23 protein-coding genes are annotated in these 23,342 nt (G+C 72.2%); 3 read left to right on the top strand and 20 right to left on the bottom strand.

The genetic code is table 11. The features are described from left to right. Nucleotides 1-128: 128 nt before the first annotated feature. Nucleotides 129-1,007, top strand: a complete 879-nt coding sequence (locus tag WME83_RS11690; protein ID WP_437319351.1) for an SGNH/GDSL hydrolase family protein — start codon at nt 129-131, stop codon at nt 1,005-1,007. Between the two features lie 75 nt (nt 1,008-1,082). Here the strand turns inward: WME83_RS11690 and WME83_RS11685 are convergent, their stop codons facing one another. The 11 genes from WME83_RS11685 to WME83_RS11635 all read right to left on the bottom strand — a co-directional run bounded on the left by WME83_RS11685 (nt 1,083) and on the right by WME83_RS11635 (nt 11,821). After that, nucleotides 1,083-2,108: a TauD/TfdA family dioxygenase gene (locus tag WME83_RS11685; RefSeq protein WP_437319350.1), complete on the bottom strand. Its 1,026-nt coding sequence runs from the start codon at nt 2,106-2,108 to the stop codon at nt 1,083-1,085. A gap of 87 nt (nt 2,109-2,195) precedes the next feature. Further along, nucleotides 2,196-3,668, bottom strand: coding sequence for a hypothetical protein (locus tag WME83_RS11680; protein WP_437319349.1), 1,473 nt, complete (start codon nt 3,666-3,668; stop codon nt 2,196-2,198). Continuing rightward, nucleotides 3,646-4,707: a hypothetical protein gene (locus WME83_RS11675; protein WP_437319348.1), complete on the bottom strand. Its 1,062-nt coding sequence runs from the start codon at nt 4,705-4,707 to the stop codon at nt 3,646-3,648. The genes WME83_RS11680 and WME83_RS11675 overlap by 23 nt, the downstream gene beginning before the upstream one ends. Then, nucleotides 4,704-5,450 carry a nucleotidyltransferase domain-containing protein gene (locus WME83_RS11670; RefSeq protein WP_437319347.1) on the bottom strand — a complete coding sequence of 249 codons (747 nt, stop codon included), beginning with the start codon at nt 5,448-5,450 and terminating at the stop codon, nt 4,704-4,706. The genes WME83_RS11675 and WME83_RS11670 overlap by 4 nt, the downstream gene beginning before the upstream one ends. Nucleotides 5,451-5,453: 3 nt before the next feature. Further along, nucleotides 5,454-6,857 (bottom strand): DUF692 domain-containing protein, encoded by a 1,404-nt coding sequence (locus WME83_RS11665; protein WP_437319346.1) that lies wholly within the window; start codon nt 6,855-6,857, stop codon nt 5,454-5,456. Continuing rightward, on the bottom strand, nt 6,836-7,759 hold the full coding sequence (locus WME83_RS11660; protein WP_437319345.1) for a Rieske 2Fe-2S domain-containing protein: 924 nt from the start codon (nt 7,757-7,759) through the stop codon (nt 6,836-6,838). The genes WME83_RS11665 and WME83_RS11660 overlap by 22 nt, the downstream gene beginning before the upstream one ends. A 209-nt stretch (nt 7,760-7,968) precedes the next feature. Then, complete coding sequence (locus tag WME83_RS11655; RefSeq protein ID WP_437319344.1) at nt 7,969-9,360, bottom strand: cytochrome P450; 1,392 nt, start codon at nt 9,358-9,360, stop codon at nt 7,969-7,971. A gap of 324 nt (nt 9,361-9,684) precedes the next feature. After that, nucleotides 9,685-9,978 carry a MafI family immunity protein gene (locus WME83_RS11650; RefSeq protein WP_437319343.1) on the bottom strand — a complete coding sequence of 98 codons (294 nt, stop codon included), beginning with the start codon at nt 9,976-9,978 and terminating at the stop codon, nt 9,685-9,687. A gap of 230 nt (nt 9,979-10,208) precedes the next feature. Next, a complete protein-coding gene (locus WME83_RS11645; RefSeq protein ID WP_437319342.1) occupies nt 10,209-10,490 on the bottom strand; it encodes a hypothetical protein in 282 nt (93 codons plus the stop codon). A 192-nt stretch (nt 10,491-10,682) separates the two neighbouring features. Next, nucleotides 10,683-10,889 (bottom strand): hypothetical protein, encoded by a 207-nt coding sequence (locus tag WME83_RS11640; RefSeq protein WP_437319341.1) that lies wholly within the window; start codon nt 10,887-10,889, stop codon nt 10,683-10,685. Between the two features lie 305 nt (nt 10,890-11,194). After that, nucleotides 11,195-11,821, bottom strand: coding sequence for an ABC transporter permease (locus WME83_RS11635; protein WP_437319340.1), 627 nt, complete (start codon nt 11,819-11,821; stop codon nt 11,195-11,197). Nucleotides 11,822-12,207: 386 nt separating this feature from the next. Between WME83_RS11635 and WME83_RS11630 the strand changes: the two genes are divergently transcribed. Next, nucleotides 12,208-12,861 (top strand): TetR/AcrR family transcriptional regulator, encoded by a 654-nt coding sequence (locus WME83_RS11630; protein ID WP_437319339.1) that lies wholly within the window; start codon nt 12,208-12,210, stop codon nt 12,859-12,861. Nucleotides 12,862-12,875: 14 nt separating this feature from the next. Here WME83_RS11630 and WME83_RS11625 read toward each other — a convergent pair whose 3' ends face one another. The 7 genes from WME83_RS11625 to WME83_RS11595 form a co-directional block, all read right to left on the bottom strand. Then, complete coding sequence (locus WME83_RS11625; protein ID WP_437319338.1) at nt 12,876-13,856, bottom strand: alpha/beta fold hydrolase; 981 nt, start codon at nt 13,854-13,856, stop codon at nt 12,876-12,878. Nucleotides 13,857-14,190: 334 nt separating this feature from the next. Then, entirely contained in the window at nt 14,191-15,300 is a 1,110-nt protein-coding gene (locus WME83_RS11620) for a WD40/YVTN/BNR-like repeat-containing protein (RefSeq protein ID WP_437319337.1), read from the bottom strand. Between the two features lie 5 nt (nt 15,301-15,305). Continuing rightward, nucleotides 15,306-15,575: a MoaD/ThiS family protein gene (locus WME83_RS11615; protein ID WP_437319336.1), complete on the bottom strand. Its 270-nt coding sequence runs from the start codon at nt 15,573-15,575 to the stop codon at nt 15,306-15,308. A gap of 155 nt (nt 15,576-15,730) precedes the next feature. Beyond that, nucleotides 15,731-17,056: an L-fuconate dehydratase gene (locus WME83_RS11610; RefSeq protein WP_437319335.1), complete on the bottom strand. Its 1,326-nt coding sequence runs from the start codon at nt 17,054-17,056 to the stop codon at nt 15,731-15,733. A gap of 155 nt (nt 17,057-17,211) precedes the next feature. After that, nucleotides 17,212-17,739 (bottom strand): hypothetical protein, encoded by a 528-nt coding sequence (locus tag WME83_RS11605; protein ID WP_437319334.1) that lies wholly within the window; start codon nt 17,737-17,739, stop codon nt 17,212-17,214. A 40-nt stretch (nt 17,740-17,779) separates the two neighbouring features. Further along, nucleotides 17,780-18,568, bottom strand: coding sequence for an SDR family NAD(P)-dependent oxidoreductase (locus tag WME83_RS11600; RefSeq protein ID WP_437319333.1), 789 nt, complete (start codon nt 18,566-18,568; stop codon nt 17,780-17,782). Between the two features lie 43 nt (nt 18,569-18,611). Next, a complete protein-coding gene (locus WME83_RS11595) occupies nt 18,612-20,003 on the bottom strand; it encodes an MFS transporter (RefSeq protein ID WP_437319332.1) in 1,392 nt (463 codons plus the stop codon). A gap of 654 nt (nt 20,004-20,657) precedes the next feature. On the opposite strand from WME83_RS11595, the gene WME83_RS11590 reads away from it, so the two are divergent. Further along, on the top strand, nt 20,658-21,815 hold the full coding sequence (locus WME83_RS11590) for a cobalamin-independent methionine synthase II family protein (RefSeq protein ID WP_437319331.1): 1,158 nt from the start codon (nt 20,658-20,660) through the stop codon (nt 21,813-21,815). 76 nt (nt 21,816-21,891) lie between these two features. Here the strand turns inward: WME83_RS11590 and WME83_RS11585 are convergent, their stop codons facing one another. Continuing rightward, nucleotides 21,892-22,725: a class I SAM-dependent methyltransferase gene (locus WME83_RS11585; RefSeq protein WP_437319330.1), complete on the bottom strand. Its 834-nt coding sequence runs from the start codon at nt 22,723-22,725 to the stop codon at nt 21,892-21,894. Beyond that, entirely contained in the window at nt 22,722-23,141 is a 420-nt protein-coding gene (locus WME83_RS11580) for a hypothetical protein (protein ID WP_437319329.1), read from the bottom strand. The genes WME83_RS11585 and WME83_RS11580 overlap by 4 nt, the downstream gene beginning before the upstream one ends. Nucleotides 23,142-23,342: the final 201 nt, after the last annotated feature.

Raw genomic sequence — 23,342 nt, 5'->3', positions numbered from 1 at the left:
GATCGGCGCTCGCCACGACGATGCATCGCAAAGGCAGACGAAGGCCTTTCGTACCCTGAAACCTCGGCGCGAATTCGGACACTGGAGAAAGAAAAATGCGGTCAATACGTCGCTGCGTCTCTACGAACTTGATCGTCCTCGGTCTCCTGAGCCTCGGCATTTGTGCCTGTGGTGAGGCGAACGACGGTGATACGACCTCGACCAGCGGAGGCACCCCTGACGGGTCTACCAGCGGCGGGGGTACCACGGCGACGGTCGGCACCGGCGGCACGGGCACTGGCGGCATGGGCCCTGGCGGCACCGGAGGCTCAGCAGCCGAGAGCACCTCGAGCAGCGGTGGCGCGACCACCGGGCCGGCCAGCAGCTCGGCCAGCGGCGGAGAAACGGCCAGCACCGGCGGGAGCTCGGACGAGTGCGTCACCGGCCAGACCAGGGGGAATCAGGTCGCGGTCATCGGCGAATCGTTCATCGCCGCGACCCACGGCATCACGCAGCAGATCGAGAAGCAGGCCAAGGCCAACGGCTCCCTCGCCGAGAACGAGCGCTACATCGACAACTCGGTCAGCGGCACGACGCTGGCCAACGATCAAATCCCCAGCCAGTACCGCAAAGCCGCGGAGAACGGCATGATCAAGTACGTGCTGATGGATGGGGGCGGGAACGACTGCTTGTTGAGAGGGGACGGCGACGCAGCCCTCGCGGCCGCGGAGTCGCTGTTCGAGACCATGGCCGGGGACAACGTCGAAAAGGTGGTCTACTTCTTCTATCCGGACCCCATCGGAAACCAGTTCGCGTCGCTCAAGACCTGCCTCGACGCGCTCCGACCGAAGATGAAGGAGCTGTGCGACGGGCTCACGTCGCCGAAGTGTTACTGGCTCGACCTTCGTCCGACCTGGAACGGACACAACGAATATACGCAAGACGGGATCCACCCCACCTCTGCAGGCAGCATCGCCACCGGGGATGCCGTCTGGGAAGTGATGAAGGAGAACTGCGTCGCGCAGTGACGGGAGCGGGCCGCGCAGGCTGACGGATCGCCGATGGCGCGACGTCCTCTGCGTGGCGCGCGGCGCGCGCGCCGCTCACCCCCGGCCCATCCGCGCGATCGCCTCGGCCAGCGCGCCGTCGTCCGCGCCCGCCGCATCGCCCGCGAGCGCCGCCTCGGCCGCCGCGAGCGCCGCGTCGCGGAGGCGGTAGAGCTCCGGCTCGGGGATCCGCTCGCGCGCGGCGAGCACCCCCGGCGGGACGCCGCGCAGCATCTCCAGGACCACCCCGAGGCGGCGCCTCGCCTCGGGCGGGGCCGGCGCCCCGAGGCCGAGCCGCCGCCGCGTCGCCTCCGGCGCGCCGGCGACGCGGCGCGCGGCCGCCTCGGCGACCTGGGCGGCCAGCGCGCGGTACGCGGGCGGCGACGGGAGCGGCGCATCCATCCAAACGAGCAGCCGCACGAACTCGCGCGCGCCGCCCTCGAACGCCCGGCGGCCGTGGAGCATGCGCCGGTTGTCGACCACCAGGAGATCCGCCGGGCCGAGCGCGAGCTCGCTCAGCTCGCGCCGCGACGCCTCGACGAACCGCGCGAGGCGCGCGGCGATCGCGTCCCCCGGCGGCGCGACCGGCGCGTGCGTCAGCGCGAGGGCGCCGTCGCGGAGCGACACCGTGGGACCGAAGACGTCGCCGAAGACGAACGGGATGCGCCGGTAGACCGTGAAGAGCGCGCGGAAGAGCTCGGGGTCGGCGCGCTCGACGGCCGCGAGCAGCGCCCAGCCGTCGAGCAGGAGGCTCTCGCCGCCGCGCTCCGCGGGCCGGACGCAGGCCATGATCTGCACGGCCGGCGGCGCGCCCGCGTAGCTCTGGCTGTCGGTGTGGAGCGGCGCCGCCGCGGAGCTCGCGGCGAACGACCTCCCCCCCGGCACGGCCTTGATCGGCTGCCGCTCGACCAGGCGCGGCCTCGACCCGAGGAGCCGCTCGGCGAAGCTCCACGGCGCCCGCGCGGCCTCCTCGGGGGCCAGCGAGGCGTCGCCGCGGAGGACCGAGAAGCCGCGCGCCGCGAGCTCGTCGAGGAGCCTCGCCGGACCGCGCTCCGCGCCGGGCCAGATCCACCGCGCGCTCACGGGCGCGCTCCGCGGGGGCGCTCGAAGGGCGAAATCATCATCGTTATCCAGCACATGCAGCCCGAGCGTCCGCGCCGTCCGCGCCGCTCACGCATCGAGGAACCGAGCCTCGCGGAAGCCGGCCCGGAGCAGGTCGCGCGGGATCGGCAGGACCCGGAGCAGCGGCGCGCCCTCGGGCACCTCGATCGGCGCGCCGAGCCGGCGCACGTGGAACACCGCGGGGGTCGCGAAGAAGACGTCGGTCGCGACCACGCCGCGCATCACGTCGTAGCCCTCGCCGTGGATGCCGTCGAGCAGGCTCGACCAGCCCGGCGGCGTCCGGATGAAGGCCCACGGCTTCACGAAGAAGTGCGGCTCGCCCGGCGGGTGGGGCGTGAAGTACTTCGTCAGGTACCAGAGCGCCCCGCGGTTCGCGGCGATGAAATCCTCGCCGAAGACCCGGGCGAAGGCGCGCTCCACCGCGGCCGCGCCCTCGGCCAGGCGCGGCGCCTCCGGCGCGACGGCGAGCGTGTGCCCGTCGAACGTCGCGCGGAACGGCACCGCGTTCCTCACCACGAGCGACGCGAGGCGCCGCGCGCCCCCGCGCCATGGGACCGGATCCGGCCCGGCCGCGGTCGTGACCTCGGTCACCTCGGCGATCTCGGGCGCCGCCGGCCCGGCGACCACCAGCCGCACGCGCGCCGGCCCCGCGCTCCCCTCGCCCGCATCGCTCCCCTCGCCCGCATCGCTCGCATCGCCCTCTCGCGCGCTCCCCTCGCCCGCATCGCCCTCTCGCGCGCTCCCCTCGCCCGCGCCCCCTTCTCCCGCACGCCCCTTCCGCGCGCCGGCCTCGCCTCGCACGAGGCGCCGGTACTTGCGGGTCACCTCGCCCTTCTTCACCGCGAAGTACCTCGCGTCGTAGAACTCCGCGTGCGCCCGCCCCACCTCGGGCGCGTCCGCCAGCGCGCAGGCCTCGATCCGCACGTCGGGGCGCACCGGCGCAAGGCAGCCGATCTCGCCCTCGAGCCGCAGGATCCGCGGCGCCTCGTCGCGGACGCGCAGCTCGACCACCAACGGGACGAACGCGCGCTCGTCCGCGAGAACCGCCTCGCTCACCTCGATCAGCACGTTGCGGCGGTTCGCCGCGCCCGCGACCCGCAGCCACACGCCTGGGTCCGGCCGCACCAGGAGCCCGGTCCACAGCCGCAGGCGCGGCCGCCCCAGCCCCGTCCGGCACGTCCAGGCGAGGCCGCCGCGCAGCGCCCGGTGCCACGCCCCGTCCGGCGCCAGGAAGCCCTGCGACACGAGCCGGGGCAGCGCGGCGCGGTGGGCGCGGAGCAGCGCCTCGCGGTGCTCGCCCACAGGCTCGGCCCGGAGCGACCCGAGCCGCCGCTGCACCTCGATCGGCCGCGCCAGCGTGATCTGATGACCGAACGCGTTGCCCTCGAGGAGCGGCACGCACGCCTTCGCCACCCGCAGCGGCACCGCGCCGTCGAGATCGCCGGTGCGCCGGGTCAGCCGGCACAGGCCGAGGGCGTCGAGCACCTCGAAGCAGGCATCACCCGCCGCAGCCACCGCCACCGCCGCAGCCGCCGCCGCCACCGCAGCCGCCGCCGCCGCCGCAGCTCGACGAGCTGCACCCCGAGCCGCCGGAGCCGCCCTCGGTCGAGACCACGCGCGGCGGGGTGATCGCGAAGATCATCGGCCCGAAGAGCGGCGACATCGCGAGCGCCGCCGTGCCGGTCGCGGCCACCGTCAAGCCGACGTCCACCGCCTCCCGGCGGCGGCCGCCCGCGACGTCGGCGCGCAGCGAGACGGTCGAGTCCTCGATCCAGTCGAGGTAGGCCGACTTCAGGGCGCTGTACGCGCTCGTGCTCCTCGCCACGAGCCACGTGGCGAACAGGAGCGCGATCATCTCCACCACCAGGAACGTGTGCGGCCGGTGGAGCTCCTCCGCGCGCAGGACGCGGATCAGCCCCACGCCGAGCAGGACGACGCCCACCGCCCAGACCACCGCCGAGAGGATCGCCACCGTCCCCCGCGGCCGGATCATCCCGGCGGCGGCGAGCTCCTCGCGGAGCCCCGGCTCGAAGTCGGCCGCGACCCGCTCGGCGGCGGCGCGCACCTGCTCCACCGAGAGCGCCGCGCTCGCGTCGCCGCCCGGGCGGAGCGACGTGAGCAAGCCGAAGAACGCCGAGAGCACCCGGTCCCGCGGCGGGGCGCCGCCCACCACGTGGAACGACTCCCCCTTCCCGTCGCCGGCGGGGACGAGCCACCCCGCGGCCATCGCGACCGCGATCAGCGTGGCCGCGACCCCCTTGTTCTCCTCCCGGAGGTACGCGATCGCCCAGTACTCGTCCGGCTGCGGGATCCAGCCCACCGAGAGCCGCTGCCGCGGCGGCGGCGGCGGCGCGTGGAAGCGGTAGGGCGTGCCCGCCGCGGCCGCGGCGACCGCCGGCGCGCCGCCCGGCGGCGCCGCGCGATCGAGCGACGCGCCGAGCGCCTTCCGCGCCAGCGCGGCGAAGAAGAGGCCGGACGACGACAGCACGAAGTAAAACAGCAAGAACTCCGGCCCCGACGCGATGTTGAACGGGAAGAAGTCGAAGATCTCGTGGATCATCGCGACGCCTCCCCGTGCTCGAGCCGATCGACCTCGTCGACGGCGCGGGCGAGCAGCGCCGCCAGCGCCTCGTAGGCCGCGCCCGGCGCCTCGTGGGCCCGCTGCAGCGGGGCGACGTCCACGCCGAGCAGCTTGCCCGCGCCGGCGAGCACCGTGCCGAGATCGTCGTCGCCGTCGATCCCGCGCAGGCCGAGCAGCGCGTGCAGCGGGCCGCGGATCTGCTTCACCTTGCGGAGCACCGCGCCGCGCAGGGCGTCGTCCGAGCCCATGCCGTCCACCACCGCGCGCCGGAGCCGGATCTGCGCCTCGCGGAGCTCCTGCTCGACGCGCAGGCGGCGGTTCTTGCCGTCGATCACCAGCGCCGAGAACGGGTCGCGGCCGGAGAGGAGCACGTGGCACCGGCGGATGTCGTCGTAGAGCAGCGGGAACACGTCCGCGGCCTGCGGGATCTCGGCCGCCGTGAGGATCATCGCCTCGATCCGGGCCGCGTAGCGCGCGAGCCGGAGGGCGTTGGCGATCGCGTCGAGGCTCTCGCGCGACGCCTCCTCGAGCACCACCATCAGGTCCACGTCGCTGTGGCCGTCGCGGTAGCCGCCCCGCGCCGCGCTCCCGTAGACGAGCAGGCACGCGAGCCGGTCGCCGAGCGCCCGCTCCAGGCTCTCCTTGAGCTCGACGAGCCGCGCCTGCACCGGCGCCGGCAAGCGGGAGACCGCGCTCCCCGTGGCGTTCGATCCGTCTTTCATAGGCTATCTTCGCGGCTCGACGATCCGGACCTCGGCGCTCGAGCCCATCCCCTTGATCGCCCAGATTACCCGACCTCCGGGCAGCCGTTCCCGCCGAATGAACGGCAGGCGCCTGGGCCGCACGCTCCCGTCGGCCGCCGGCCCGACGAAGCGGGCGCGGAGGAGCAGGCGATCGACGAGCGCCTCGGCCGCGAGGCGCTCGTCGGCCGCCGCCGCGGCGGCGATCCGGAGCGCGTCGGCGACGGCGGTGAGGCGCGGGGCCCGCGGCGACGCCTCGACGCACCGGGCCCCGAGGCGCGCGGCCGCCTCGCGGTGCGACGCGAGCCGCGGCAAGAGCGGGAGCGCGTCGTCGACCCGCTTGCGCTGCAGGATCGCGCGCGATCGCGCGACCTCGTCGGCCGCATACGGCCGGACGTCGGCCGGCGACGGCGCGCGCGGGGCGGTGAAGAGCTCGGCCACGCGCGCCTGGACCGCGGCGAGCGCCGCGGCGCCGGCGGGCGGATCGCCGGTGGAAACAGGCGGCGGCGCGGGGCGCGGCGGGGGCGGCGCGGGGCGCGGCGGCGCGGACCGGGCGAGCTCGCGGGCGGTCGCGAGCTCGGCGGCGAGGGCGGCGAAGGGCGGGAAGTCGCCGTCGCGCTCGAGGAGGATCGGGACCGGCCCGGTGGCCGCGAGGACCTCGGCGAGGAGGGCGAAGACCGGCGCGGGGACGGGGTGGGCGTGCGTGTCGAAGTAGAAGCCGTGCTCGCGGGCGCCGCCGGCGACGTGGATCATCGCCACGCGCTCGAGCGGGTACGACCGGGCGAGCGCCCCGGGATCGACGCCGGCGTTGACGGCGTTCGCGTAGACGTTGCCGACGTCGAGGAGGAGGTCGCAGCCGGTGCGGGCGACGACCTCGGCGTAGAAGCTCCCCTCGTCGAGGGCGTCGTCGGGGAAGCGCAGCGTGCGCGCGGCGTTCTCGAGCAGGAGCGGGATGTCCGGGAGCGCCCGCCGGGCGGCGGCGACGTTCCGCGCGACGACGCGGGCCGCCTCGAGCGTGTACGGCAGGGCGGTGAGGTGCCCGATCTCGCGCCCGCCGCCGCGCACGAAGGCGACGTGCTCGCTCACGACCGGGGCCGCGAGCTCGCGGCAGAGCGCCCCGAGGCGGCGGGCGCGATCGACGTCGACGCCCTCGGCGCTGCCGAGCGAGAGCTTCACCCCGTGGGGCACCACCGGCCAGATGCGCGCGATGGCCGAGGCCTCGCGCCGCGCGGCCGGGCTCGCGAAGCAGGCCTCGGCCACGACCTCGACGAAGTCCACGGTCGAGGGCGCGGCGAGCAGATCCGCCGCGAGCTCGGGGCGGAATCCTACGCCGACGCCGCCGACGACGCCGACGGCGCCGCCGCCGCTCAGAGGAACTGGCTGCTCCACTTGCGGAACGTCATGATGGTCTTCTCGCCGGCGCACAGGACCGGCTGCGGGCGATAGATCTTGTTCTCCCAGATCGGGATGTCCTCCTCGAGCTGCCGGCACACCTCGGCGGCGAGGGCGTGGCCGAGGCGCTGCGCGCCGTCGTTGCGCAGCCAGAAGGCGAAGCGCACGTCGATGAGCTCCTCGTCGATCGGGGTGACGGCGTTCACGAAGAGGAGCTCGACGATGCCGGTGAAGCGGATCGTCCCGTACCCCATGCCGTGGCCTTCCCAGGTGATCGAGCCGTCGACCACCTGCCCGCCCGGGCCCTTCTGCTTCACCGCCGATCGGGATCGGAGGATGTGGCCGTCGATCTCGAGCTCGGTCCGGGGCGGCGCCGGCATGCTGTGCACCACGACGAAGTGGGCCGGGTCCACGATGTTCTCGAGCGCCTCCTGGACGTGCGTGCGGATCCTCCAGCGCTTGCTCATGCCCGGGACCCACTCCGCCGAGCGCGCCTCGGGCAGCGGCGGGATCTCGAACGCCGGAGGCTCGCCCGAGGGCGCGTGGTGGACCAGGATGGCGCCGTCGAGCTCCCGCACCTCCCAGCAGCGGACCCTCGCCTTCGGGGGGATCGTGTCCGCGTACGGGATGTGCACGCACGCGCCCTCGCCCGAGATCACCCATCCATGGAACGGGCACCGGATCCCGCGCTGCTCGACGCGGCCCCCCACCCCGAGGTGGGCGCCCATGTGCGGGCAGTGGGCGTCGAGGACGCGGGCCTCGCCGTCCTGCGTCCGGAACAGCACCAGGTCCTGCCCGAAACAGCGGAGCGGGAGGGGGCCGCCGGCGGACAGCTCCTCCGCAGAGGCGACCTGAAACCAGCCTTTCGGGAAAGGCGGAAGGGGGATTCGAGCGCTCACGTGGATCTCCTCGGCGCAGCGCCTGTCGTGTTCGCCCGTGCGCTCGTGCGGCGCCGGGGGTGGGGGCCGTGTCGTGCCGGCGGTCGCGGCATGAGCTCACCATCTTACGAGACCCGGGCGCGCCGAGGTACATCCGAGCTCACGCCGGCCTCGCGCGCCCGAGCGGGCGGCCGCGCTCCAGCGGACCGCGCGCTCGGCGGGGGATCCGATCAGGCGGGGTGGAGCGTCATCTTGAGGCCATGGCGCGGCCGGAGGGTGGTCACGGCCTGAGGCGACACCGGGCGACCGGGCACGAGGCGCGTGCGGAGCCGCCGCAGCAGGACGCCGAGGAGGATCTGCGCCTCCATGATCGCGAACAGGTTGCCGATGCACTGCCGCGGTCCGCCGCCGAACGGCATGAACGAGTAGCGCGGTCGGGAGGCCGAGCGCTCGGGCGTGAAGCGCTCGGGGTCGAACCTCTCGGGGTCCTCCCAGAAGGCCGGGTCGCGGTGCATGACGTACTGGCTGACGATGACGGGCGCGCCGGCGCGCACGGGATAGCCGCAGATCTGGTCGTCCTCCTTCGCCACGCGCGGGAGGAACCAGGAGGGCGGATAGAGGCGCATCGCCTCCTGGATCACCATCTTCGTGTAGTCCATCTTGGCCAGGTCGGCGGCCGTGGGCCGCCGGTCGCCGAGGACCTGCTCGATCTCCGCGCGGAGCTTGCGCTCGACCTCGGGGTGCCCGTCGAGCAGGTAGAAGAGCCAGGTCATCGTGATCGCCGTGGTCTCGTTGCCGGCGATGAACATGGTGACGAGCTCGTCCCGGAGCTGTCGGTCGTCCATGCGAGAGCCGGACTCGTCCCGCGCGTGCAGGAGGAGCGAGAGGAGGTCGTCCCGCCCTTCCCCGCTCCGGCGGCGTTCCTTGACGAGGCCGAGGATCGCCTCGTCGATCCTGGCGAGCGCGTCCCTGAACGCGCGCTCGCCAGGGAGCAGGCGGTCGGGCAAGAAGTAGAGGAACATCCTCGCGTTCAGCGCCTGGAACGCGGTGAGGAGCGCGTCGCCGAGGCTGTCGGCCTCCCGGGGGGTGATGCTGGCGCCGAACATGGTCGCGAAGATGACGCGCTGGGTGATCCGCATCATCTCCCTGTCCATGTCGACGACGGCGCCGGTGCGCGCCAGCTGCTCGAGCCGCGGCAGATCGCTCTCGACGACATCGACCATGAGGTCGACCAGGCCCTCGAGCTGCCGCTGCGCGAACAGCGGCTGCATGCGCCGGCGGTTGCGGAGCCAGTCGTCGCCGCTGGCCGAGATGAGGCCGTTGCCAAGGAGCCTCCTGAGGGGCGTCCACATCCCGCCTTCCTTGGTGAAGTTGCGCCAGTTGTCGTTGATGACGTACTGCGCCTGGTCGGGGTGCGTCGCCAGGTAGGCGCGGATGAGGCCGAGATCGAGCTCGATGAGCGCGCCCGGGTGCTGCCGTGCGAGCTGGAGGAAGAGGCTGGGCGCGTCGTGCACCAGCCCCGGGAGCAGCCCTACCACCGGATAGCCGCGGGCGCGCGCTGCTGGCTTGCGAAGAACCGACGGTGACGCAGCCGCGGGCGAAGGATCGAACGTTTCGAGCATGGTCGCGTTCTCCTATCCGCGACGAGGCTACACGAGCTCGGTCGGCTGCCCAACCGTGGCTGGGGCGAACCACGAGGGCCTGCGAGCACCCACCCCGTGCACCTTGGTAAGGCGTCCGGCGCCCTAGCGGCTCGAGCTTCGGCGTCGGCCGGCGATCCCTTGTTGGCCGCCCGCAACGCCCCCGCCGCCATGCCTGGGAGCGGCGCTCCCTGGGAGCGCCGCTCGGGAGGGCCGGGAGAGCTGCTCCGTCACGTCTTCCTGCCCGCGGGCGGGTCGGGCACGGGCGAGAGCGCGATGGTGGGGGAGCTCGAGCGCCGTACGTGGTCATCTCGCCTTCGGCCGAGGGCTTTGAGCCGCGAAATACTCACGAAGCCATTTCATCCTCGAGCTCTCAGCCCAGCCCATGGCGGCCATGGCGCTCGTCATCGCATCGAATTGCGCTTGTCCGACAGGAAGATCGAGGTCGCCGATCCAGTCGATGACGCACTCCATAGCGAGCCCCCACTCCCCATACAGGTGAACCCAACGGTGCGCATCCTGATAGAGCTTCGGGGGGAGCACGTCCTCGAACGACTCAAGAGCGACGGCGCACAACGCACGGACAGCTTCTTTCGTCATCGGCTGAGGTGACATGAGAGAGGTTGTAGCTCATGCGTGCGCCTGGACCAGCGCAGAGCGCGGCCAGGTGGCGCGCGTCCCCTGCCCTGTCGAGCGCTCCGGGTGACCGACGCGATTCCGCCATCCACAGCGGCGTCACAGCCCCGCTCCGTGAGCGCGACGAGACAGAGGCCACGGCCGAACGGATCAGCCTTGACCGCTCCGGACGCGGCCCCTTCGGGAAAAGCCGCCTACCAGCAGGTCGGCTGACCCTGGCAGCAACCGGGCTCCCCGGGCTCGCAGGTCTGTTCATCGCAGTCCGCCATGCAAGCGTCCCGCTCGCCGGCGCACAGCTCGTAGTCATCGCCGGACTGGACGCAGAGCATGAAGAACCTGGCGCACCGCCCCTTGCAGTTGAGCATGGCCTGGCTCGCCTCGCCCACCTCGGCGTCGGGGGACGGCTCGTCGACGACCTCGACCTGACAGCCGATCAGGGTGAAGCTCACCAGCAGCGACGCGAGAAGGACGGACATGGTTCGTTGGATGACACGAGTAAACATTCGATTCTCCTCGATGTAGACCGGACATGTGAAACAGAGATGCCTATGACGTCGGCAGGAGCTCACGGCGAGCGCCCCCTGCGTCGAAGTCGCCCGCGGCTCCCGTCGAGCTCCGTGCTCGCGCCGGGGCCGGCGCAGGCCGCGATCGACGGCCCTTCGCGGCGGCTACTCGCAATGGCAAACAGGCGGAGGCCCCAGGGTGCATACGACCTTCTCACCAGGCAGGCAGAAGGGCACGGGCGGCTTCGCTGCGGCGTCGATCTCGGTGGCGGCCTCGACCGCCGCGCCTTCGCTCGATCCGGGCGTGGCGGGGTCGGCATCACCGATGTGCGCGAGCGGCAGCAGGAACGCGGCGAACAACAGGTGCTTCATGGACAGGCTCCTTCGGGTTGCTGTTCGTCTGGACGACGACGACCCGCTCCGCGCTCGTCGAGCCACGCGCGGCGTGCGTGGATCGGCGGTCGAAGCGGCGTTGTCGGCGAGCGACGAAGCGTACGGCGAAAGAACCAGCAATCGTCATGCCGCGGCGGGCGGGCCGAGCGGCCATCGGCGAGCTCCCGCGTTTGCTCCGAAAACGAGGCTTATCGCTCCCCTGATCCACGGAGATGAGCACGAGGCTGGCGAGCCCCTGTCTCTCCGGAGGAGACACCTGTTCCTCCCGAGGAACAGCGGGGGTGTCAGCGCCGCGCTTGCTTCGCGAGCGCGGTGAGGCGACGGGCCTCGAGGACCGAGGCGACGCCGTAGCCGCCGCCGCCGGCGATGGCGAGCACCCAGAAGATGCCGGGAGCGCCGAGGAAGAGCGCTGCGGTGGAGATCAGGGCGAGCCAGGTGCCGAGCCCGTAATGCAGCAGGTTGCGGCGCACGGCGCCTTCGCTGAGGTAGATCAGGCCGACGACGAAGCCGGAGCCGGTGGGCCAGAGGAGGGTCTGCAGGTCCGGCATGTCGAGGGTGTACGCCAGGCCGGTGATGGCGAGGAACAGCGCGGTGAAGGCGCTGGCCCACGAAGCGCCGAGCAGCTTGCCGGACAGGGCGTCGGCCCCGCTCGCGCCGCGCTGGGCGCGGGCGGCGGCGAGGGTGGCGTAGACGGTGCCGACCGCGAGCCCCGTCCCCAGCAGCGTCGTGGGCACCCAGCCGGGCAAGGCGAGCAGGGGGCTGGCTCCCTTGGAGACTGCGGCGGCGCCGTGGCCGAGCGCGTAGGCAAGTCCGAAGCTGATGTAGGTCGCGCGGTTGTCGACCTCGCCCACGGGGAGTGCGGGGACGGCGTCGGTGGTGGCGGCGAACAGGGTCGGGGTGGCGGCGGACATGTTGGAACCTCCGGGTCGTGGGGCGAGCCGAGAACGGCGAGCCGTTGAAAGAAAACGGGACGCCATCGGCGTCGACTTACATGTGTAAGCTTATGATCGTCACCTAACGATTGTCAACTGACCTCGGCAAGAAAGTCGTCCCGGCGCCTGGAGCGCGTCGGGGCGTGGCGCGACGCGGCTGTCCCGCGCCCCTCGCTGGGCCGAGGCCCGCCCTCTCGGGCCGCAAGACGACGAGGCCACGACCGGGGCCACGGCGCGCGGTCACGGGCCGCCCCTCGCCGCCGTCGAGCAGGTCCGCCGGCAACCGCTCACAAACGTAACAAATCTTACGTTATGTTCCTCTGCAAGGGCTAACGGCGATAAGTTTTTCGGTGTAAGGTAACACCATGAGAGACCGCGGAACGGCGGCGTCGGCCGCACCGAAACCGGCCCGCGACCGCAACCGCCGCGGCGAGGGCGCCCGCCTGCGCGACGACATCGTGGCCGCGGCGGTCGCGCTGCTGGACGAGGCCGGCGACGAACGCGCCATCACGCTGCGATCGGTGGCCCGCCGGGTCGGGATCGCCGCCCCCTCGATCTACCCCCACTTCCCCGATCAGCCGGCCATCATGCTGGCCGTCGTGCAGCAGGCCTTCGCCGAGCTCGAGGGCCAGCTGCGCCGCGCCGTGGAAGAGGCCGGCGACGATCCACGAGCGCGGCTATACGCCGTCTGCAACGCTTATCTGGAGTTCTCCAGGACGCATCCAGAGCGCTATCGCACCATGTTCGGTGGCCTCTGGATGCCCACGCTGGGCGACAGCTCCCTGACGGAGCGGGACCTGACCACGCTCGGCGAGGGAGCCCTGAAGCTCCTCGTCGACGCCCTCGGCGGCTGCGTCGCCGCCGGCTGCTCCGCCAGCGCCGACCCCGCCGCCGACGCGATCGCGCTGTGGCTCGGCCTCCACGGGCTCGCGCACCAGCGCGCCGTGACCCGCATCTTCCCCGGGCCCGCCGACATCGCCGAACGGATGATCTCCGCGCTTGCGCGCCTCAACCCCTGAGCGGGCGGCGCGGCTCAGCAGCCGAGGAAATCGAGCACATCCTGGTTGAACTTCTCGGGGTTCTCGACCCACATGAAGTGGCTGCCACCCTCCTCGGCGCTGAAGATGATGAGCTCTGCGCCGGGGATCTGGTCGGCGACCCACTGCTGGGAGATGGGGCTGAAGATGCTGATCTCGCCCCCGACCACGAGGGTGGGCACGTCGATCCGCGGGATCACGTCCCGCCAGTCCTGCGCGGCCTGGTCCACGAGCAGCTTGGCCGCGTACTCGCGCGGGAGCTTCAGGTTCTCCTCGACGATGGCGGCGAGCCGATCCGCCGGAAAGCCGGGGCTGAAGAGGCTCGCCACGAGGCCCTGGGTCGTGGCGATCCCGTCGGGGCCGCGCAGCGCGGCGGCCGTGTCGTAGAGCGACTGCGGCGTGAACAGCGACCCTGCCTCGACCTTCTCCTCCTCGGACCAGTCGGGCCAGGCCGTCATCGCCGGGCCCACGTCGACCAGGATCAGCCGATCCAGGTACTGCCCGCCGTAGTTGTCCCAGTAGCTATAGAGCACGCCGCACCCCATCGAGTGCCCGAGCGCGGTGACGCGCTTGAGCCTCATCCCGCGGAGGAACTCGTAGAGATCCCTGCTGAAGCGCGCCATGCGATAGCCGTGGTCGACCTTCTCCGACTCGCCGTGGCCGCGCCAATCGAGCACGATGACGTGGTAGTGCTCCGCGAAGGCGAGGATCTGCGTCCGGTACAGCGCCGCCGACTGGGACCACCCCGGCAAGAGGAGCAGCGGCTCGCCTCGGCCCGCCTCCAGGTAGTTGAGCGCGACCCCGTCGCTGGTCGTGAAGGTCCCGGAGCGGATGCGCGGGCGCGGCGCGGCAGACGCCTCTCCGCCGAGCAAGCTCGCGGCGGCCAGCCCCGCGCCCAGGCCCACCGCCTGCTTCAGCACCTGGCGGCGGGTACGGTCCGAGCGGGACGAAGGTGCACCTTGCTTCTTGTCGGTCATGACTCTTGATCTCCACTGCAGGCCGCGCGAGCACGAGGCTGCCCCCGGACACGGCGCCGCCACTGCCAAAAGAAAGCTCTCGACACGACGGCAGGGACGTCGGAAGTGACGACCTTGGCCGGCGCGCCACCGGGCAAGATGCACACGAGTGGGCCGCCGCGGCAAGGAGGGAAATGCTCTTTACCAAAGAAACGTAAACAAATCTCCGACACCGGCGCTCGCGATGGGTCTGGCGGTCTGGCCAGCTGCGCCGGAGGGGCGGCTGGGCTGGCGCAGCGCATCGCATCGCATCGCATCGCGGCGCATCGCGGGATGCGCGGGTCATCGACGCGCGTCAGGCCATGAACCGGACGCAGTAGATCGGCGGGAGATGGGTGGAGATGGCGTGCCACGAGTCGCCCTGATCCTCGGTGATCCAGAGCGAGCCAGTGGTGGACCCGAAGGCGAGGCGATCGCCGCTGTCGTCGATGTCGAGGGCGTGCCGGAACGTGAGGTCGTAGGCGTGGCGCTGCGGGAGCCCGTCGCGGAGCACGTCCCAGGTCTCGCCGCCGTCGCGGGTGCGGGACACGACGACGCTCGCGCCGACGGGCACGCGCGTCTCGTCCTTCTGCGCGGGGACGAGCCACGCGGTGTCGGGGTCGCGCGGGTGGACGGCCACGGCGAAGCCGAACGTCGAGGGGGTCGCGCTCGGGACGTCGTGCCACAGCGCGCCGCCGTTCGTGCTGCGGAAGACGCCGTTGTGGTGCTGGGCCCAGAGGTGGTCCGGCCGCGCGGGACAGGCGACGACGCGGTGCGGATCCTGGATGGCGGGGTCGTCCCGGCGCTCGGGCGGCATGTACGCGGCGTACATGCCGGTGCCGCGCAGCGCCCAGGAGGCGCCGTCGTCCTCGGTCTGCCACACGCCGCCGGACGACACGCCGATCGTGACCCGGCCCGGGCGCGAGGGGTCGACGCAGATCGAGTGGATCCCCGGCAGATCGGCGCCGCCGCCGAACCACTCCTTGCGCTTCGGGTGGTCCCAGAGCGACCGCACGAGCGTCCAGGAGGCGCCGCTGTCGTCGGACCGGAACAGGCCGCCCGGGATGGTGCCGCAGAAGAGCGTCTTGGGCTGGCTCGGGTGCGCCGCCTCGAGCGACCAGACCTGCTGGAGGCGCCAGGGCCACGGCTGCCCGTCCGGCAGCGAGTCGGCCACGCCCTCGGGCTGCTGCGGATAGGCCGGCGTCGGGAGCTCCTCCCAGGTCTCGCCGCGATCGCGCGAGCGGCGCAGCTTCGCGCCGAAGTGGCCGAGCCCGAGCGCGGCGTAGATCGCGCCGTCCCGCGCGTCGGGCAAGACCATCGGGACGGCGTCCCCGAGGAACGACACCTGCGCGATGTCCCACCCGGCGCTGCCCCGTTCGATCCGGAACAGGCCTTTGCGGGTCGCGACGAGCAACGAGTTCATCATGGTCCCTATCCTCCGGAGAGCGCCTGCATGACGTAGAGGCTCGTCCCCTCGCGCACCGGCTCGCTCAGGCCGGCGCGATCCCTGAGCTGCTGGCCATCGACGAAGATCACGACGTGCTTGCGGAGCGCGCCCTGCTCGTCGAGCACGTAGCCGCGCACGCGCGGGTGCAGCGCGAAGTAGCGCTCCAGCGCCTCGCGCACGGTCCCGCCGTCGACCTCGAGCGCGGGACATTCCACGTGTCTTGCCAGGTTCTGCGTGAAGGTGATCTGCGCCATGCCGCGTGCTCGCGCGCGCGGAGCCCGCCGCGCGCCCCTGCTCCGGCCGCATGGTCGATCTGGGCGGAGGACGATGCAAGCCCCACGGCGGGGCCCGGCCGCTCGTGACGGGGATCACCGCGAGGCCGCGCCGCCCGGCAGGACGGCCGGCCCGTTCAGGGCATCACCGACGCCTGCCGTTGCCTCACCCACGCTTCTCCGAACGGGAACTCGAACCTCTCGAGCGACTCGGGCCGCAGGGTGACGCTGCACCCCGCCGCGCTGGGCGGCATGTAGCGGCCAGCCTCGATCACGACCGGATCGACGAAGTGCTCGTGGAGGTGGTCGACGTGCTCCAGGACGCGATTCTCGAGCGACGCGCTCACGCAGATGTAATCGAAGAGCGAGAGATGTTGCATGATCTCCGGCAGGCCGACCCCGCCGGCGTGAGGGCAGACCGGGACGCCGAACTTGGCCGCCATGAGCAGCACGGCGAGCGCCTCGTTGACGCCGCCCAGCCGGGCGCAATCCACCTGGCAGAACCGGATGGCGCCGGTCTGGAACAGCTGCTTGAACATGACCCGGTTGTGGGCGTGCTCTCCCGTCGCCACGCCGATCGGCGCGATCGCCCTGGCGATGGCGGCGTGGCCGAGGATGTCGTCGGGGCTCGTGGGCTCCTCGATCCACCACGGATCGAAGGCGGCGAGGCGCTGCATGCTGGCGATCGCCTGGTCCACATCCCACACCTGATTGGCATCCATCATGAGCTTGCGGTGCGCCCCGATCTCCTCACGGAGGATCTGCGCACGGCGGATGTCGTCGTCGAGGTTCGCGCCGACCTTCATCTTGAAATGGGAAAAGCCGCGCGCGAGCCCCTCGCGGCACAGGCGGCGCAGCTTGGCGTCGGAGTAGCCGAGCCACCCCGCGGACGTCGTGTAGGCGGGGAAGCCGTGCGCTCGCATCTCTTGCTCCCGCGCGCCGCGGGTCGGCGCGTTCCGGCGGAGGATGTCGAGCGCCTCCTCGGGGCCGAGCGCGTCCGTGAGGTAGCGGAAGCTGACGCAGCGGACGAGCTCCTCGGGGGTCATGTCCACGAGCAGCTTCCAGAGCGGCTTGCGCGCCGCCTTCGCCCGCAGATCCCAGGCGGCGTTGACGATCGCCGCCGTCGCCAGGTGGATGACCCCCTTCTCCGGGCCGACCCAGCGGAGCTGGCTGTCGCCGGTGATCTCGTCCCAGAATGCGCCCATGTCGGCCGTCACCTCGTCGAGGCGCCTGCCCACGACGAACGGCCGGAGCGCGCCGATCGCCGCCACGCAGAGCTCGTTGCCACGGCCGATCGTGAAGGTCAGGCCGTGGCCTTCCAGCCCCTCCGGGCCATCGGTCTCGAGCACGACGTACGCCGCCGAGTAGTCCGGCTCGGGGTTCATGGCGTCCGAGCCGGCGAGGGAGCGCGAGGTCGGAAAGCGGATATCGCGGGCGACGACATCGGTGATATGGACGGACATAGGCCCCCTTCGAAGACCGCGCCGGACAGCGCGCGTGGCCCTCGCCGGTTAGATGCCGGCGCGGCGCGAGGGGGGCGGTCACGCGCGGCGCGGGCGCCGGGAGCGCTGCGACGAGCGGTCATGCGCCCAGGGCAGCGCGTCGAGGCGAGCGCCCGTCATTCGCAATTCCAGCCGCCAGCGTGCACGACCAGGCCCGCGGCGCAAGCCCATCGCTCCGCCGTGAGGGCCTTGTTGACGCAGGACGTCGCTTTCTCGTCGAGATCGGGAGCCTCTAGTCCGATCGCGCAACCCATGTCGTCGAACAGGACCCCGATCGTTCCGCCGCAGGGGAAATTGGGGGCGCGGCAATCGCCGCCGATCTCCACCACGCGATCCGCAGCAGCGTCGGCGGAGATGCCCGTAGATTCGCAGAACACCGGGCGCTCCTCGCAGGGCGGGACGCCATCGAGCGGGATCGGCTTGTAATCCCAGTCGGAGACGACGAACCCACCGATGCCCGAGCTCCCGAAGTCGTCCCGGCCTCCCGCGCCGCCCGAGCCTCCGGCGCCGTCCGAGACGTCCCGGCCCCCCGCACCGGCGCCGCCGGCGCCGGCGCCGTCGCCGGCGCGCGACGCCGAGTCGCTGGTGGCACAGCCGAGAGAGCTCACGAGCCCAAGGACAAGGAATCTCTGTTTCCATTGCATGGGCCCAGCATAGCGGCGATCGGCCCGGGTCGCGACGGCGTCAGCCGCCGCCGCCGTAGCTCGCGGGCCACGCCTGCGCCAGGAAGCCGCCGTCGACCGGGATGTCCTGGCCCGTGATGAACGAGGCCTTGTCGCTGAGCAGGAATGCGACGAGCGCGGCCACCTCCTCGGGCGCGCCGACGCGGTTCATGGCGTGCAGCGACGCGGCGAAGGCGGCGCCCGCGGGCGTATCGAGGCGCCATGCCTCGGCGGCCATCTCCGACGTGACGATGCCAGGGCTCACCGAGTTGACGCGAATACCCTTTTGCGCGCACTCGACGGCGGCGCCGCGCGTGAGCGCGACGAGGCCCGCCTTGGAGGCGCCGTACACCGTGATCCCGGGCGCGGCGCCCCATGCGCCCACCGAGGCGCAGTTGACGATCGATCCGCCGCCGCCCGCGAGCATGGCCTTGATCTCGTATTTCATGCACCAGAAGGCGCCGCGGAGGTTCGTCTCCATGAGCGCGTCGTAGTCCTCGTTGCTCATCTCGGCGAGCAGGCCCATCGCGGCGTATCCGGCGTTGTTGAAGGCGCCGTCGAGCCGGCCGTAGGTGGAGCGCGCGGCGTCCACGAGCGCCGCGACGTCGCGCTCGACCCGCATGTCGGCCGTCACCCAGGTGATCTCCCCGCCGCGGCGCCTGATCTCCTCGACCAGCGCGCGCCCCTGCGCCTCGCGCCGCGCGCTCGCGACCACGCTGGCGCCCTCGGCCGCGAGCGCGGCGGCCGCCGCCCTGCCGATGCCCGAGCTCGCGCCCGTGACGATGATGACCTTGCCGTCCAGCATTCCCATAGACACGTCTCCGTTCAAGAGGTGAGGAACAAGTGCCCCCGCTTCACGGCCCCCTGCCCTGCTCGACGCCTCGCGCCTGCGGCGAAACGGCCCTTCCCCGACCCGGGATGTGCGTGCGGAGCGCGGTGAAGCTCACGACCACCAGCGCGACGGCGGCGGCGACGGCGTAGAAGAAGTAGCTCACGGGCGGCTGCGGATCGAGCGCGAAGAACGAGCCGCCGGCCACCGTGCCGAGGAGGCCGCCGGCGCGAGACACCGTCTGCGCGCAGCCCACGCCCGACGCGCGGATATACGTGGGGTAGGAGTGCGCGCCGACGGTGTAGAGGAAGCTCTGCATCCCGTTCATCGCCATCCCCGCGAGCGTGAGCAGCGCGAGCGACCGGCCGTGGAGGGCGCCCCCGCCGTCGAGGAGGGTCGCGCCGATGAGGAGCGTGGCGACGGCGCCGACCGTCGAGAGCGCCGCGCCCACGCGGCGCGAGCCCCACCAGCCGATCATCACGGCCCCGCCCACCGCGCCGAAGAACCCGCCGAAATTGAAGAACTTCGAGCCCTGCAGCGACTCCGCGGTGCTCATGCCCGTGAAGGAGAGCACCGTGGGCAGCAGGTTCACGCAGGAGAACAGCGCGAGCGTGTTCAGCGCAAACGCGGCCCAGAGCAGCAGCGTGGTGGAGCGGTACGCGGGGCCGAGCAGCGCGGCGAGCCAGCTCCTGGGCGGCGGCGGCTCGGCCACCACGAAGCGCTCGTCGCCGGTGAAGCGGCGCTCGCGGAACAGGCGGTTCAGCAGCTCCGCGAGGCGGCCGTGCAGGTGGGGGCGCTGCGCGAGGTACTTGGGCGACTCGGGCAGCAGGAACATCGCCGCCACGAAGAGCGCGAGCGGCAGCGCCGCGCCGATCCAGAACACACCGCGCCAGCCGTACATCGGGATGACCCGCTGAGCGACCCCCGCCCCGAGCATGCCCCCGAGGGGCACGGCCACCATGGCGCACGCCACGGCGATGCTGCGGGCGTGCTTCGGGGTCCATTCGGAGATGATGGCGGCCGCGAGCGGCGTCACCCCGCCGAGCCCGATCCCCGTCACCACGCGCCAGATCGTGAGGCTGGTGAGCGAGCCGGCGTGGGCGCAGAAGAACGACCCGAGGGCCAGGAACGCCATGCAGGCGATGTACGAGCTCCTGCGCCCGACGCGATCGCCGGCCCAGCCGAGCGCCACCGAGCCGACGGCCATGCCCACCATGCTGGCCGTCAGGGCCGGCGTCAGCGCCGCACGCGCGATCCCCCACTCCTTCAGGACCTCGGGCGCCACGAACGCCATCGCCTGCAGGTCGAAGCCGTCGACCAGCATGATGATGACGGTGAGCACGGTTATCGCGAGCGGCAGGCCGATGAACTTCGCCGAATCGATGAGCGAAGTGATCTCGATCTCGTTCTTGTCCATCTGGCCTGCTGCTCGGCGGGACGCGAAGGGCGTTGCACCTCCTACTCGACCTGGCCTGGCGCGTCCATCGCCCGGCGCCGCGCCCGCCGGGAAAGGGGCGTGCGCCCCCGGAGCATCGGTGAGCTCCCGTCGAGCCGAGCTGATCCGTCGCGGCGCTCGCGCCGAGGCGGACCGCCGCGCTCCGCGGCGCACGTGGGCTATCGAGGCGCGCCCTGTCGACCGACGCGCGCGCAGAGGCCCTGCTGTATCTGTGCGAGCCCATAGGACCAAGGGACAGGAGGGCTCCTCGCTGATTGAAAAATTCGATTGAGTTCACCCCAGGTGGAGCGCGAGAGATGGACTCAGGGCAGGAGCCGGAAACGGGTAGCAGGTATCCGTCGAGGTGTGGACGGGCACCTTTGACCGTTGCGCCGTGAGCGGGGCGCGTGTTAGGGGTCGGGGAGGAGGAAATCCGGTTCGTTCGCCCCAGGCGCCTCGGGTTTCCCGCGGAGACAACCTCGATTGCCACGTGAGCGAGCCCGACCCTGGGTGAGAGCTGGCGTTGCCGAGCGATCGCGCCGGGGCGTGCCGGGGGCGCCCTCATCGCGCTTCGGAGGGCGAGCGAGGGCTCGTTCGAGGTCGTGGACGACCGGAATCGGTGGAGCCAAGAGGGTCATGAGACGCAGCGAAGACCGGATTCTCACCACCCACGTCGGCAGCATCGCCCGGCCGACGGCGATGCTCGAGATGGCGAGCCAGCGCATCGGCCCGCCGAAGGACCCGGCGGCCTACGCCGGGCTGCTGCGCCGGTCGGTCGCCGACGTGGTCAGCCGGCAGGCGGCGGCCGGCATCGACATCGTGAACGATGGCGAGTACGGCAAGTCGAGCTGGGCGAACTACGTCCTCGAGCGCGTGTCGGGCTTCGAGCTCCGGCCTGGCGGCAAGAGCCCGCGCGACTGGCTCGGCCGTGACAAGGACCGCTTCAAGGAAGTCGTCGATCTCGAGTTCAAGGACAACCCCGGCACCCTCATGCAGCACGTCTGTACGAGCGCCCTCCGCTACCGTCCGGGCGACGTGCAAAGGGACGTCGACAACCTGAAGGCCGCGCTCGCCGGCGTCGACGTCGCGGAGGGGTTCCTCACGGTGGTCGCGCCAGGGAGCGCCGTGTTCAACGGCCTGAACGAGTTCTACGGGAGCGAGCGCGAGTACATCTTCGCCCTCGCCGAGGCGCTGCGCGAGGAGTACCTGGCCATTCACAAGGCGGGCCTGGTCGTCCAGGTGGACGACGCGGTGCTCGCGAACATGTATGATCACCTCGTGCAGCAGAGCCCGCAGGCGTACCGCACGTGGGCCGAGCTGCGCGTGGAGGCGCTCAACCACGCGCTCCGCGACATTCCGGAGGATCGCGTCCGCTATCACGTGTGCTTCGGCAGCTGGCACCTGCCGCACATGTCCGACGCGCCGCTGGAGGACATCGTGGACCTCATCCTCCGCGTCCGCGCGGGCGCGTACTCGATCGAGGCGGCGAACCCGCGGCACGAGCACGAGTGGCGCGTGTGGCAGAAGGCGAAGCTGCCGCCGGAGAAGATCCTCATTCCCGGCGTGATCACCCATCACATCACGACGGTGGAGCACCCGCAGGTGGTCGCCGATCGCATCGTGCGGTTCGCCAACATCGTGGGCCGCGAGAACGTCATCGCCGGGTCGGACTGCGGGTTCGCCCAGGCCGATCACATCCAGCGCGTCCACCCGACGGTGATGTGGGCGAAGTTCGAGTCGCTCGCGCAGGGCGCGCGGCTCGCCACCGAGGAGCTGTGGGGGCATAAGGCGTGACGCGCTGAACGCGCCGCGCGGCGGAGGGTCGATGAGCGGCCGCGGGTGAGGCCCCCGCCGCCGAGGGGGCGCCGGGTCAGCCGCGGCGTCCCCACGCGTGCGCCGGGGGGATCCGCGCCTCGAACCAGCAGAACGTCTCGTGCACCAGGAACGCGCCGCCTTCGCCATGCTGCTCGGCGAACCGCGCGAGCGCCGCCGGCTCGATCGCCCGCGGGTCGAAGCGGTCGTGCGTCGTCGCCCGCCACCAGGTGAGCAGCGCGTCCAGCGTCGGATACACGTGTGTCCCCTGCTGCTCCTCCAGGCGGATCAGCTGCAGTCCGGCGCCGTGGACGTGGCGCGCGAGCGCCGCGGCGTCCTCGAAGGCGAAGTCCCGGAGGATCGTCTCCCCCGACGGGTCCGCGAGCTGCGAGAGCTCCCCGACGAGCACGGGGAGCGACGAGACGCACTGGACGACGATGCGCCCCGCGGGGTGGAGCAGGCCGCGCAGCCGGCGGAGGACCGCCCGCTTGTCGCGGATCCAGTGGAACACGAAGTTCGAGAAGACGACGTCGACGGGGCGGCCCCGGGCGATCTCGCCGAGGGTCTCGGCCGTGCCCACCCGGAACTCGAGGTTGGGCGCGACCGCGGTCTCCCGGGCGAGCGCGATCCGCGCCTCGTCCGGATCGATCCCGACGACGCGCCCGCCGGGGCCGACGAGATCGGCGAGCTGCTGCGTGAGGCCGCCCGTGCCGCAGCCGAGGTCGAGCACGAGCTCGCCCCGCCTCACGCCGGCGAGCTCGATGAGGTGCTCGCCGCGCCCCTTCTGCCAGAGGCTCCCTCTCCGGTAGGCCTGCGCGGCGTGGGGGACGGGGATGGCAGGCATCGTCGGGTCGTCGTCATCGTCGAGGTTCCGAGGAAGCTCGCAGCTCATGTCGCGACCTCGCGATCGAGGCGCACGGTGACGAGGTAGCCAGAGCCCTGGACCACGTTGGCGGAGTGCGGGACGCCCGGCGGGATCCAGATGCTCGCGCTGTTCGTGACGAGGTGGGCGCTGGAGCCGAGCTCGATGCGGTACTCCAGGCCTGTGGGGTCGGGGAGGATCAGGTTGATCTCCGGGACATCGTGGGTGTGCAGCGCGGTGTAGTCCCGGCGCGCCGGCTCGGCGCGGTCCACGCGATGGACCGCCAGGTGAACCGGGAACCCCGCGGCGAAGAACCGCCGGATGCACTCGACATCCTGATGAAACGCGACCGCGGACAGGGGGCTCGGCACGTTGGCGCAGAGGACCGCCTCGTCGAGCCGCTGCTCAGCAGAAATGGACCTCGCGAGGAGGTTCATGGTGGTCATCGGTATCGGCGCAGACATCATGGTGCTCCGTTCCCCGGGTATGGCGCGGCCATCCCGCGCGCTGGTGCGTTGCGAGCCAGCGCGCGGATCAGCAAGGCACATGCCGCCTGGCGCGCCTTCCGAGGGAGCGCGCCGGCGCGGCGACTCCGGCCGAACCGCGCGCGCCGGCCGAGGGCTCGCCCTCTGCGCGGGGCGAGCCAC

It is taken from the genome of Sorangium sp. So ce385 (genome assembly GCF_051474135.1).
GTDB classification, from domain to species: domain Bacteria; phylum Myxococcota_A; class Polyangia; order Polyangiales; family Polyangiaceae; genus Sorangium; species Sorangium cellulosum_D.
This window is presented reverse-complemented; position numbering and strand designations above follow the sequence as displayed.

Coding starts and splice junctions, on each gene's coding strand:
- WME83_RS11675 (WP_437319348.1), bottom strand. CDS start 4,707: ATGATCCACGAGATCTTCGACTTCTTCCCGTTCAACATCGCGTCGGGG.
- WME83_RS11670 (WP_437319347.1), bottom strand. CDS start 5,450: ATGAAAGACGGATCGAACGCCACGGGGAGCGCGGTCTCCCGCTTGCCG.
- WME83_RS11655 (WP_437319344.1), bottom strand. CDS start 9,360: ATGCTCGAAACGTTCGATCCTTCGCCCGCGGCTGCGTCACCGTCGGTT.
- WME83_RS11650 (WP_437319343.1), bottom strand. CDS start 9,978: ATGACGAAAGAAGCTGTCCGTGCGTTGTGCGCCGTCGCTCTTGAGTCG.
- WME83_RS11645 (WP_437319342.1), bottom strand. CDS start 10,490: ATGTCCGTCCTTCTCGCGTCGCTGCTGGTGAGCTTCACCCTGATCGGC.
- WME83_RS11640 (WP_437319341.1), bottom strand. CDS start 10,889: ATGAAGCACCTGTTGTTCGCCGCGTTCCTGCTGCCGCTCGCGCACATC.
- WME83_RS11635 (WP_437319340.1), bottom strand. CDS start 11,821: ATGTCCGCCGCCACCCCGACCCTGTTCGCCGCCACCACCGACGCCGTC.
- WME83_RS11630 (WP_437319339.1), top strand. CDS start 12,208: ATGAGAGACCGCGGAACGGCGGCGTCGGCCGCACCGAAACCGGCCCGC.
- WME83_RS11625 (WP_437319338.1), bottom strand. CDS start 13,856: ATGACCGACAAGAAGCAAGGTGCACCTTCGTCCCGCTCGGACCGTACC.
- WME83_RS11620 (WP_437319337.1), bottom strand. CDS start 15,300: ATGATGAACTCGTTGCTCGTCGCGACCCGCAAAGGCCTGTTCCGGATC.
- WME83_RS11615 (WP_437319336.1), bottom strand. CDS start 15,575: ATGGCGCAGATCACCTTCACGCAGAACCTGGCAAGACACGTGGAATGT.
- WME83_RS11610 (WP_437319335.1), bottom strand. CDS start 17,056: ATGTCCGTCCATATCACCGATGTCGTCGCCCGCGATATCCGCTTTCCG.
- WME83_RS11605 (WP_437319334.1), bottom strand. CDS start 17,739: ATGCAATGGAAACAGAGATTCCTTGTCCTTGGGCTCGTGAGCTCTCTC.
- WME83_RS11600 (WP_437319333.1), bottom strand. CDS start 18,568: ATGGGAATGCTGGACGGCAAGGTCATCATCGTCACGGGCGCGAGCTCG.
- WME83_RS11595 (WP_437319332.1), bottom strand. CDS start 20,003: ATGGACAAGAACGAGATCGAGATCACTTCGCTCATCGATTCGGCGAAG.
- WME83_RS11590 (WP_437319331.1), top strand. CDS start 20,658: ATGAGACGCAGCGAAGACCGGATTCTCACCACCCACGTCGGCAGCATC.
- WME83_RS11585 (WP_437319330.1), bottom strand. CDS start 22,725: ATGAGCTGCGAGCTTCCTCGGAACCTCGACGATGACGACGACCCGACG.
- WME83_RS11580 (WP_437319329.1), bottom strand. CDS start 23,141: ATGACCACCATGAACCTCCTCGCGAGGTCCATTTCTGCTGAGCAGCGG.